This is a genomic window from Amycolatopsis sp. NPDC104587 (assembly GCF_055583645.1).
Window position 1 is genome coordinate 441582 of record NZ_JBVJNO010000005.1, and the last position, 11242, is coordinate 452823.

An 11242-nucleotide genomic window follows, 5' to 3' on the forward strand; every position below is an offset into this window, starting at 1 on the left:
AATCACTCGCGGCACACTCGGGCACATGTCCAGGGGGTCATCGCTCTTCTTCCACGCCGACTTCAGGCGGCTTTGGGCCGGCGACACGGCCAGCCAGTTCGGCACGTTCGTCGGCAACACCGCCATCCCGCTGCTCGCCGCGGTGACGCTGGCCGCGACGCCGTTCGAGATGGGCTTGCTGACCGCGGCCGAAACGCTCGCGTTCCTGCTGATCGGGCTGCCCGCCGGGGTGTGGGTCGACCGGATGCGCCGCCGCCGGGTGATGCTCACCGCCGACTTCACCCGCTTCGCGCTGCTGCTCAGCGTGCCGCTCGCCTGGTGGGCCGGGGTGCTGACCCTCGCCCAGCTGCTGGTGGTCGTCTTGCTCGTCGGCGTCGCGACGCTGTTCTTCGACATCGCCTACCAGTCGTACCTGCCCTCGCTCGTCGGCCGGGAGCGCCTGCTGGAGGGCAACGCGAAGCTGCAGGCCGTCCACTCGGTGGCGCAGGTCGCCGGGCCGGGCGCCGCCGGTGTGCTGGTCCAGCTGGTCAGCGCGGCCAGCACCGTGCTCATCACCGGCCTCGGCTACCTGACGTCGGCGCTGTGCCTGCTCCGCATCCGCGCGGCCGAACCCCGTCCGGAGCCCGAGGCCCACGCCCGGCTGCTGCCGCAGATCGCCGAAGGGCTGCGGTTCGTCTTCTCGGACAAGCCGTTGCGCGCGATCGTGGCGTGCACGGCGACGGCCAACCTGTTCAACGCGGCGTTGAACGCGGTGCAGGTGCTGTTCCTGACGCGGACGGTCGGCCTGCCGCCGGCCGCGGTCGGCGTGCTGCTGGCGGCCGGCGGCGCGGGCGGGATCCTCGGCGCGGTGTGCTCCGGCGTGCTGACCCGGCGGATCGGCCAGGCGCGCGCGATCTGGCTGCTCCCGCTGGTCACCATGCCGGCGAGCCTGCTGGTGCCGCTGGCCGCGCCGGGCCTGGCGGTCGTGCTCGCCGGGGTCGGCCTGGTCGTCAGCGGCTTCGGGATCATCGTCTACAACATCGCGCAGGTCTCCTACCGGCAGGCGATCTGCCCGGACCGGCTGCTCGGCCGGATGAACGCGAGCGTGCGCTTCGTCGTCTGGGGCACGATCCCGCTCGGCGGCCTGCTGGGCGGCGGGCTCGGCGAAGGGCTCGGCCTGCGCGGCGCGGTCTGGGTCGCCGTCGCCGGTGAGGCCGCCGCGGTGCTGTGGGTGCTGTGCTCACCGCTGCGGCGCATGCGCGATCTGCCGACCGCGGCGAAAAGCGGTTCTCCCGCCGCCTAGAGTTGGTTCATGAGTACCCCATCCGAGCACCCGCGAGTCCCGGACAAGGTCGGTGTCGACGGTCTGGAGGCGAAGTGGGTACCCGTATGGGAAACCACCGGCGCCTACCGCTTCGACCGCACCAAGAACCGCGCCGACGTCTACTCCATCGACACCCCGCCGCCGACGGTCAGCGGCTCGCTGCACATCGGGCACGTCTTCTCCTACACCCACACCGACGTCGTCGCGCGGTTCAAGCGGATGCGCGGGTTCGAGGTGTTCTACCCGATGGGGTGGGACGACAACGGCCTGCCGACCGAACGCCGCGTGCAGAACCACTTCGGCGTCCGCTGCGACCCGTCGCTCCCCTACGACCCGGACTTCGCGCCGCCGGAGAAGCCGGGACGCGACGCCGTCTCGATCTCTCGGCGCAACTTCATCGAGCTGTGCGAATCCCTGACCGTCACGGACGAAAAGGTCTTCGAGCAGCTCTGGCGGCAGCTCGGGCTGTCGGTCGACTGGACGATGACCTACCAGACGATCGGGCACGACTCGCGGCTGATCTCGCAGCGCGCGTTCCTGCGCAACCTCGAGCGCGGCGAGGCGTACCAAGCCGAAGCGCCGACGCTCTGGGACGTCACCTTCCGCACCGCCGTCGCGCAGGCCGAGCTGGAGGACCGTGAACGCCCAGGCGCGTTCCACGACCTGGCGTTCACGGCCGAGGACGGCTCCGACGTCGTGATCGCGACGACCCGGCCCGAGCTGCTGCCCGCGTGTGTCGCGCTGGTGGCGCACCCGGACGACGAGCGGTTCAAGCCGTTGTTCGGCAAGACCGTGCGGACGCCGGTGTTCGGCGTCGAGGTCCCGGTCGTGGCGCATCATCTGGCGGATCCCGAGAAGGGCCGCGGCATCGCGATGGTGTGCACGTTCGGCGACACGACGGACGTCACGTGGTGGCGTGAGCTGCGGCTCGCGACCCGCGTGGTGCTGGGCCGGGACGGGCGGTTCCTGCCCGACGCGCCGCACGACGTCCCCGCGGACGTCTACGCGCCGCTCGTCGGCAAGACCGTCCACACGGGACGCGAGATCCTGGTCGGCCTGCTGCGACACGCCGGGGCGCTGCGCGGGGAACCGCGGCCGATCACGCACTCGGTGAAGTTCTACGAAAAGGGCGACAAGCCGCTGGAGATCGTCGCGAGCCGGCAGTGGTACCTGCGCAACGGCGGGAACGACCCGTCCTTCCGGGCTCGGATGCTGGACCGCGGCGAAGAGCTGAACTGGGTGCCGAAGCACATGCGCGTCCGGTACTCGTCGTGGGTGGAGAACCTGGCCGGCGACTGGCTGGTCAGCCGTCAGCGGTTCTTCGGCGTGCCGATCCCGCTGTGGTACCGGCTCGACGCCCACGGCGAGCCCGACTACGACGCGCGGTTGCTGCCGGAGTCCCTGCCGGTCGACCCGAGCAGCGACGTCCCGCCCGGCTTCACCGCGGACCAGCGCGGCGTGCCCGGCGGGTTCGCCGCGGACCCCGACGTGATGGACACGTGGGCGACGTCGTCGCTGACACCGCAGATCGTCGGCCGCTGGAGCCTCGACGACGACCTGTTCTCCCGCGTGTTCCCGATGGACCTGCGGCCGCAGGCGCACGAGATCATCCGCACCTGGCTGTTCTCGACGGCGGTGCGCGCGGAGCTGGAACACGGCGTGCTGCCGTGGCGCGAGGCGGCGATCGCGGGCTGGGTGCTCGACCCGGACCGCAAGAAGATGTCGAAGTCCAAGGGCAACGTGACAACGCCGGTGGACATGCTGGAGCGCTTCGGTTCGGACGCGGTCCGCTACTGGGCGGCGAGCGCGCGCCCGGGTGTCGACACGGCGGTGGACGAAGGCCAGATGAAGGTCGGGCGGCGGCTGGCGACCAAGCTGCTCAACGCCAGCCGGTTCGTGCTGGGCCTGGGTGTGCCTTCGTCTTCCGCGGTGGCGGTCGAGCCACTGGACCGGGCGCTGCTGGCGTCGCTTTCGGACGTCGTTTCTTCGGCGACAGCGGCTTTGGAGGCGCTGGACTACGCACGGGCGCTGCAGGTGACCGAGGCGTTCTTCTGGACCTTCTGCGACGACTACGTCGAGCTGGTGAAGGGCCGGGCCTACGGCGACAGCGGTCCTTCCGGAGCTTCGTCGGCCCAAGCCGCGCTGGTGACGGCGTTGTCGGCGGTGCTGCGGCTGTTCGCGCCGTTCCTGCCGTTCGCGACCGAGGAGGTCTGGTCGTGGTGGCAGGAGGGTTCGGTGCACCGGGCGCCGTGGCCTTCGGTGTCGACGGTCGACGGTGACCCGGAGCTGCTGACGCTGGCCGGCGACGTGATCGCCGCGGTCCGCCGCGCGAAGACCGACGCGAAGGTCTCGATGCGCTCGGCGGTGGAAGCGCTGACGGTGACCGGGCCGGCCGAGGTGCTGGCGCGGTTCGCGGCGATCGAGCCGGACATCCGGATCGCCGGCGCCGTCGCCGACGTGACAACCCGCGAAGGCGAATTCGCAGTCGAAGCGACGGTCTGACGCTGGTGGGCCGCCGTCAGGAACCGGCGGCGGCCCACCAGGCTTCGTCGATCTCGCCGCGCGCCACGATCTCCGCCGGGCCGGACAGCGTCGACGCGCCGCGTGACACCGTCACCTCGACGCGGCCGCCCGGGATGTCCACAGTGGACGCGCCCGTGTCGGTGCCCGCCAGGTGGAACGCCGCCGCCACCGCGGCGACCGTGCCCGTGCCGCACGCGCGCGTCTCCCCCACGCCGCGCTCGTGCACGCGCATCCGCAGCGCGCCCTCGCCGAGCCGGTTGACGAACTCGAGGTTGACCCCGTGCGGGAAGACGTCGTGGTCGAAGTCGGGCTGGTCGCGCAGGTCGAGGTCCGCGACGTCGTCGTCGAGCAGCGACACCAGGTGCGGGTTGCCGACGTCGACCGCCACCCCAGAGAACGGCCGGCCGGCCACCACCGTGACCGACGTCCCGGTGATCGTGGCGGGTCCCATCTGGACGGTCACCGAGCGGTCCGGGTGCACCACCAGCGGGCGGTCGCCGGCGCGGGTGCCGATGACGAACTCGCCCTCGGTCTCCAGCCCCGATTCGACGAGGTAACGGGCGAAGACGCGGGTGCCGTTGCCGCACATCTCGGCGATCGAGCCGTCGGCGTTGCGGTAGTCCATGAACCACTCGCCCTCCGACGGCACGTCGAGCGCGGCGGCGCGGACGACGCGCAGCACGCCGTCGGCCCCGAGCCCGCGGTGGCGGTCGCACAGCGCGGCGACCCTCGCCTCGGTCAGCTCGAGGCGGCCCGCCGGATCGGGGAGCAGCACGAAGTCGTTCTGCGTGCCGTGCCCCTTGAGGAACTCGATTCCGCCCATAGGGGCAAGATTACCGGCCCAGGGTATCCAGGACGCGTGCGGCCAGCCCGGTTTCGGCGCCGTCGAACCAGTGGATCCGCTTGTCGCGCCGGAACCAGGACCGTTGCTTCCGGACGAAGCGCCGCGTGGCCTGCGCCGTCGCCGCGGCGGCCGCCTCGAAGTCGCCTTCGCCGTCGAGCTCGGCGAGCACCTGCTGGTAGCCCAGCGCCCGCGACGCCGTCTTCCCGTCGCGCAAGCCGCGCTCCACCAGCCCGCGGACCTCGTCGACGAGCCCGGCGGCGAACATCCGCCGGACGCGCTCGTTCACCCGCTCGTCGAGCTCCTCGGGCGCCCGGTCGACCCCGACGACCACCGTGTCGTAGCGCGCCGGGCCCGGCTTGGGCAGGTTCGCCGAAAACGGCTCCCCGGTGATTTCGATGACCTCGAGAGCACGCACGATCCGCCGGGTGTTGGTCGGCAGGATCGCGGCCGCGGCGACCGGATCGCGTTCACCCAACCGGGTGTAGAGGGTCGGGGTGCCGGCTTCGGCCGCTTCCGCGTCGAGCCGGGCGCGCACCGCCGGGTCCGTACCCGGGAACCTCAGGTCGTCGAGCACGGCCTGGACGTACAGGCCGGACCCGCCGGTCAGCACCGGCACCCGGCCGGCCGCGAGGAGCCGTTCGATCTCGGCGCGCGCGTCGCGCTGGTAGGCCGCGACGGACGCCGTTTCGGTCACTTCCAGCACGTCGAGCAGGTGGTGGGGGACGCCTCGGCGCTCCTCGGACGTGGCCTTGGCGGTGCCGATGTCCATCCCCCGGTACAGCTGCAGCGCGTCGGCGTTGACGACCTCTCCGCCGAGCTGAAGGGCCAGGTCGACGGCCAGTGCGGTCTTGCCGGTGGCCGTCGGCCCGACCACCGCGACCGGGCTGGCTCCGGGCGGGGCGGCGGGGCTGGTCACGACGGCTGACGATACCGGCGGGCCGCCACGGAGCGTCCACCGGAAGTAGGATCACGAGCTTCGAGTGGCTCATCCAGTACCACGGTGCGCGCTGAGCTGCTTGAATGCCGCGTGGGGCCGTAGCATCCGAGCACGGCCCGTGACGACCGCATTACCCGGCCCCGCTTCCGCGGCGGGGCGCCCGCGCGAGCGGGCGTACAGGCGATAAGGAGCCTGCGATGGCCCAGGACAACACTTCCACCGGTACCCCGGCCCCGCACCCGGTGCCGCACGCGCAGCACACCGGGCACGCCGCCCCGCCCGTGCCGCCCGCCGAGCCCACCCCGTCCACCTGGGGCCGCATCGACGATGAGGGCACCGTTTACGTCATCACCGCCGAGGGCGAACGCGCTGTCGGCGTCTGGCAGGCCGGCAGCCCCGACGAGGGCCTGGTGCACTACGCCCGCCGCTTCGACGACGTGCGCACCGAGGTCGAGCTGCTGGAGACGCGCCTGGTTTCCGGCGCGGGCGACCCGAAGCACGCGCTCTCGAGCGCCACCCAGCTGCGGGACGGCCTGGCCGAGTCGTCCCTGGTCGGCGACCTGGCCGCGCTGGGCGCGCGCCTGGAGTACGTCATCGCGCACGCCGAGAAGGCCCTGGCCAGCGCGAAGCAGGAACGCGAGCAGGCCCGCGCCGCCGCCGTCGCCCGTAAGCAGGAGCTGGCCGAAGAAGCCGAGAAGATCGCCGCCGACTCCACCCAGTGGAAGGCGGCCGGCGACCGGCTGCGCGCGATCCTCGACGAGTGGAAGACCGTCAAGGGTGTCGACCGCAAGACCGACGACGAGCTGTGGAAGCGGTTCTCGAAGGCCCGCGAAGGGTTCAACCGGCGGCGCGGGTCGCACTTCGCCGAGCTGGACAAGCAGCGCGCCTCGGCCAAGCAGCGCAAGGAAGAGCTCATCGCCGAGGCCGAGGCCATCAGCGAGTCCGAGGACTGGGGCGAGACCGCGGGCCGCTACAAGGACCTGATGACCGAGTGGAAGGCCGCCGGACGCGCGCCGAAGGACAGCGACGAGGCCCTCTGGCAGCGTTTCCGCGCGACCCAGGACAAGTTCTTCGCCCGCCGGTCCGCGGTGTTCTCCGAGCGCGACGCGGAGTTCTCCCAGAACGCGGCGCGCAAGGAGGAGCTGCTGGTCGAGGCGGAGAAGATCGACGCGGCGGCCAACCTCGAGGCGGCCAAGAACGCGCTGCGCAAGATCCAGGAGCAGTGGGACGAGATCGGCAAGGTCCCGCGCGAGCGCATCCGCGAGCTGGACGGCCGGCTGAAGACGGTCCAGGACTCCGTCAAGTCGGCCGAGGACTCCCGCTGGCGCCGCACCGACCCGGAAGCCCAGGCCCGAGCGGCCCAGTTCCGCGAGCGCGTCGAGCAGTTCGAGTCCCAGGCGGCGAAGGCCCGCGCGGCCGGGGACGAGCGCCGGGCGAAGAAGGCCGACGAGCAGGCGGCGCAGTGGCGTGAGTGGCTGCAGGCGGCGGAGGCCGCGGTCGCCGACCGCTGAGGTCTACCGTTCCCGAAGGCCCCTTCGCTCCGGCGAGGGGGCCTTCGGGCGTCTTGTCCACAGGGCCATCGTGATGTGGACAAGGCGGCTGCTCCGGTGGGTTTCCGGGGCTGTTCGTCCGGGGGTGCCGATAGGCTGGACAAGGGCACGCCCCCCAGGGAGGGCGGGGGCTGCTTTCGGGGCGGGCGAGGGGCTGTCCGGCTGGGCCGGGCTCTGGTTGCCTCGAGAGCCCGCGCTGGCGGCCGCCGGGCCGGCTCCGGCCGTCGTCGACGGGAAGAAGCACAAGGCCAAGCTCGAAGCCAAGGCCGAGAAGAACCGCGTCAAGGTCGGCGAAGAAACGAAGATCAAGGGCTCGTTCGCCGACCTGGGCGGGCAGGAGAGCGTCTCCGGTGGTGAGCCGGTGGTCGTCCAGCAGCTCAAGGCCGGGGTCTGGGTCGACCTGACCACCGGCACCTGCAAGCCGAACGGCGTGTTCAAGTTCAGCGTGAGCTTCAAGATCCGGGCGAACGTCACGCTCCGGGTCTTCCACCCGGAAACCGAGCTCTACGTGGGTGTCGTCTCGGGCCTGATCGGGATCGTGGTGATCTAGTCCCGCGAGAACGCGGTCCGCATCCACGACACCGCGAGGCAGATCATCGCGATCCAGGCGATGATCAGGCCGTAGCCCGGTCCGCCGCCCGCGGCGCCGCTGGCGTGCGACGACTGCTGCGACCAGATCGCGAGCAGCCCGTCCACCGAGGCGAACCAGCCGCCGGCGGCGCAGACCCAGGCCAGCCACCAGCGCCGCGTCACCAGGGCCAGCGCCGAGGCGAGGATGCCGACGGCGGTCGACGTCGCCGCGAACAGCTGCGGGATGCCGCCGCCTTCGCCGGCCAGCACCTGCCAGCCCGCGTGCTCGCCGACCCACGGCAGGATCAGGCAGATCAGCAGCACGAACGAGAACACGGCGATGGTGAACCCGCGCCGGCCCAGCTCCACCGTGCGCGACGCGTGGTGGCCCACCTCGTCGATTTCGGCGGCCAGCTCGGCCAGGTCACCGTTGCTCTTGGGCTCGGTCACAGCGCACACCCACTCACCGGTTCGGGCTGGGCGGCCGGCGCACCGAAGCCCGGCAGTCCCAGCGTGACGCCGCTCGTCTTCGGCCGCAGCCCGGCCTCCGCGTTGTCGCCGGCCCGCGTCCGCCGGTGCGACAGCAGGTCGCCGTCGGCCACCAGGTGGTGCGGCGCGCCGTACGTCACGACCGTCTCGACGACGTCGCCGGGACGCACCGCGCGGTCGACCAGCGGGCCGGCCGGGGTGAAGTGCACCAGACGGCCGTCGCGCGCGCGGCCGCTCATCCGGTGCGTCTCGGCGTCCTTGCGGCCCTCGCCCGCGGCGACGAGCAGCTCGACCCGTCGTCCGACGATCTTCTTGTTCTCTTCCCAGGAGATCGTGTTCTGCAGCTCGGCCAGCCGGTCGTAGCGCTCCTGCACGACCGCCTTGGGTACCTGGTCCGGCATCGTCGCGGCCGGCGTGCCGGGGCGGATCGAGTACTGGAAGGTGAACGCGCTGGCGAAGCGGGCCTGCTCGACGACGTCGAGGGTCGCCTGGAAGTCTTCCTCGGTCTCGCCGGGGAAGCCGACGATGATGTCGGTGGTGATCGCCGCGTCCGGCATCGACGCGCGGACCTCGTCGAGGATCTTCAGGAAGCGCGCGGAGCGGTACGACCGCTTCATCTCCCGCAGGATCCGGTCGGACCCGGACTGCAGCGGCATGTGCAGCTGGTGGCAGACGTTCGGGGTCGCGGCCATGGCGTCGATCACGTCGGAGGTGAAGGCGGCCGGGTGCGGCGAGGTGAAGCGCACCCGCTCGAGGCCGTCGACGCCGCCGGTGGCGCGCAGCAGCTTCCCGAACGCCAGCCGGTCGCCGAACTCGACGCCGTAGGAGTTCACGTTCTGGCCGAGCAGCGTGACCTCGAGCACGCCCTCGGCGACGAGCGCCTCGACCTCGGCGAGGATCTCGCCCGGCCGCCGGTCGCGCTCCTTGCCGCGCAGGGCGGGCACGATGCAGAAGGTGCAGGTGTTGTTGCACCCGACCGAAACGGACACCCAGCTCGCGTAGGACGACTCGCGGCGCGCGGGCAGCGTCGAGGGGAAGGTCTCGAGCGACTCGAGGATCTCGACCTCGGCCTCGGAGTTGTGCCGCGCGCGCTCCAGCAGCGCCGGGAGCGACCCGATGTTGTGCGTCCCGAAGACGACGTCCACCCAGGGAGCGCGCTTGACGATGTCCCCGCGGTCCTTCTGCGCCAGACACCCCCCGACGGCGATCTGCATCCCGGGGTTCGCGACCTTGTCCGGCCGCAGGTGCCCGAGGGTGCCGTAGAGCTTGTTGTCCGCGTTCTCCCGCACGGCGCAGGTGTTGAACACGATGAGGTCGGGCTTCCCGCCCTCGCCGGCGGGCACGTACCCGGCCGCTTCGAGCTGCCCGGCGAGGCGCTCGGAGTCGTGCACGTTCATCTGGCAACCGAAGGTGCGGATCTGGTACGCCCTGGGTGCCTGTGTCTCGGTCATCGCTCTTCAGGGTAGCCCCGCGCCCACCAGCGGCTCCGCGTCCCTCCCGGTCCGGCGCCCGGCGGCGGTGGCAACTCGGCTCCGTCCTCGACCGGGCCTCCTGATCGCCGGTGCAGATGTCACCAATTAGACGGAACCCGAGGCGCCCTTTTCGCCAAGTTCATCCGGCCGGAGATCGCCCCCGTTCCCGACCACCGTGGCCGGAACACCTAGGCGTCCGGGACCCTCGCGACCCTCAACGCGGAGCCCAGCTCAGGCAGCAGTTCACGCACCGCCGGGTGGTTGTGCCACCGGGCCAGTGTCCGCGAGAGCTGGCGGAGGTCGATCCGCACAGTGGCGGAATCCACGTGCGCCGCGTCGGCGAGTACCCCGCGGGTGAGCGAGCAGGCGTGCTCGATTTCGCCGCTGCCGGCGTACGCCAGCACGCGACGTGCCCCGAACCGCGCGCGGGCTCTCCGCGCGTGCGCGGCGACCCTGGGCAACTCCCGGTCGAGGATCTCCGCGGCGTCGGCAGGACGGCCGAGGTCGTAGAGCGACCAGCCTTCGGCCAATGCGACTTCGTCGACGACGCTGGCGGAACCGAGCACCGGTCGCGACACCGTGGGCGTGCCTTCGGTCAACAACGCCCTGGCGCGTTCCAGTGCGCGCAGGCAGTCGTCGGGGGCACCAGCCAATGCGTGACCCTGTGCTTCGCACCGGGCGGCGAGTCCGAGGATCCGGTGCCCCGCCGACGGATCGGCCTGCGCACGCACGGCCAGTTCGACCATGGTGGGGGGATCCTGCCGGTACAAGGCCAGTTCCGCCTGCCGCACCAGTGCGTAGCTGCCCAGGTGGCGATCTCCGCCGGAGGCCGCGAAGTCGACGGCCGTCGCAGTCCACCACGCGGCGGCCAGGTCGTCGCCGGCCTCTTGGCTCATCCAGCCCGCGTACTCCGCGGCCCGCGAAGCGTGGACGAGCAACTCGTCGCGCACTTCCGGCGCCACCGCGCCGCTCGCGAGGGAACGCGCCGTGTGCACATGGGCGACGACCTGCGGAAGCACGATGCCCGGGCGGCTCGTGGTGCCGAGCCTGCGGTACTGGTCGGACGCGGCCTGCAAGCCCGCGATCGTCGTGGGATCGGCCACCGACCGGGCGCCACCCGTCAGCGCGTGTCCCACCGCGATACCGAGTCCGGTCAGGACCTGCCGGCGCGGGAGGCGGTGGAAGCCGGACGCCCCGTCGGGATCCATCACCGGCACCCACACTTCGCCGTCGCCGTCTTCTTCCCCCGTTCCGGCTTCGGATCGGGGTTCCGGCACCTCCGGCTTCGCGGACAAGACCATCGCGGCGAGGGTGCCTCCGGTCTCGAGCACGCTGTCACACCGCTTCGCGATGTCTGCTGTCGGGGCGCTCAAGCCGTTTTCGATCTTGCTCAGGTAGCTCTTGCTGTAGTTGATCTCGAGGGCCAGATTCGCGAGCGAAAACCCGCGGCTCTGGCGCAGCTTCCGCACATTTTCGCCGAACGACCCCACCATGTCCGCCTCCCCCGTTCGACGAGGTTCACCCCTGCGGGCAGTACAGCACCGGCGCAGGGCG

At 71.8% G+C, this 11242-nt stretch carries 9 protein-coding genes; 4 read left to right on the forward strand and 5 right to left on the reverse strand.

All coding sequences use genetic code 11. The features are described from left to right. The first annotated feature begins 25 nt into the window (after window positions 1-25). Together ACZ61C_RS17545 and valS are read left to right on the forward strand one after the other, a co-directional pair. Window positions 26-1282, forward strand: a complete 1257-nt coding sequence (locus ACZ61C_RS17545) for an MFS transporter (protein ID WP_465307815.1) — start codon at window positions 26-28, stop codon at window positions 1280-1282. Window positions 1283-1291: 9 nt separating this feature from the next. Beyond that, window positions 1292-3805, forward strand: coding sequence for a valine--tRNA ligase (valS, locus tag ACZ61C_RS17550; protein ID WP_465307817.1), 2514 nt, complete (start codon window positions 1292-1294; stop codon window positions 3803-3805). Window positions 3806-3821: 16 nt separating this feature from the next. Here valS and dapF read toward each other — a convergent pair whose 3' ends face one another. Further along, window positions 3822-4649 (reverse strand): diaminopimelate epimerase, encoded by an 828-nt coding sequence (gene dapF / locus ACZ61C_RS17555; protein WP_465307819.1) that lies wholly within the window; start codon window positions 4647-4649, stop codon window positions 3822-3824. A gap of 10 nt (window positions 4650-4659) precedes the next feature. Continuing rightward, window positions 4660-5586, reverse strand: a complete 927-nt coding sequence (miaA, locus tag ACZ61C_RS17560; RefSeq protein WP_465307821.1) for a tRNA (adenosine(37)-N6)-dimethylallyltransferase MiaA — start codon at window positions 5584-5586, stop codon at window positions 4660-4662. Window positions 5587-5804: 218 nt separating this feature from the next. On the opposite strand from miaA, the gene ACZ61C_RS17565 reads away from it, so the two are divergent. Both ACZ61C_RS17565 and ACZ61C_RS17570 read left to right on the forward strand, forming a co-directional pair. After that, window positions 5805-7118 carry a DUF349 domain-containing protein gene (locus ACZ61C_RS17565; protein ID WP_465307823.1) on the forward strand — a complete coding sequence of 438 codons (1314 nt, stop codon included), beginning with the start codon at window positions 5805-5807 and terminating at the stop codon, window positions 7116-7118. Window positions 7119-7335: 217 nt separating this feature from the next. After that, window positions 7336-7707 (forward strand): hypothetical protein, encoded by a 372-nt coding sequence (locus tag ACZ61C_RS17570; RefSeq protein WP_465307825.1) that lies wholly within the window; start codon window positions 7336-7338, stop codon window positions 7705-7707. Here ACZ61C_RS17570 and ACZ61C_RS17575 read toward each other — a convergent pair. The 3 genes from ACZ61C_RS17575 to ACZ61C_RS17585 form a co-directional block, all read right to left on the reverse strand. Next, entirely contained in the window at window positions 7704-8177 is a 474-nt protein-coding gene (locus ACZ61C_RS17575; RefSeq protein ID WP_465307827.1) for an Rv2732c family membrane protein, read from the reverse strand. The two genes, ACZ61C_RS17570 and ACZ61C_RS17575, sit on opposite strands and share 4 nt — an antisense overlap. Then, the gene (gene miaB / locus ACZ61C_RS17580; protein ID WP_465307829.1) at window positions 8174-9667 is read right to left on the reverse strand and encodes a tRNA (N6-isopentenyl adenosine(37)-C2)-methylthiotransferase MiaB; all 1494 of its coding nucleotides are present in this window, start codon (window positions 9665-9667) and stop codon (window positions 8174-8176) included. The genes ACZ61C_RS17575 and miaB overlap by 4 nt, the downstream gene beginning before the upstream one ends. 209 nt (window positions 9668-9876) lie before the next feature. Then, window positions 9877-11181, reverse strand: coding sequence for a helix-turn-helix domain-containing protein (locus tag ACZ61C_RS17585; protein ID WP_465307831.1), 1305 nt, complete (start codon window positions 11179-11181; stop codon window positions 9877-9879). Window positions 11182-11242 lie beyond the last annotated feature (61 nt).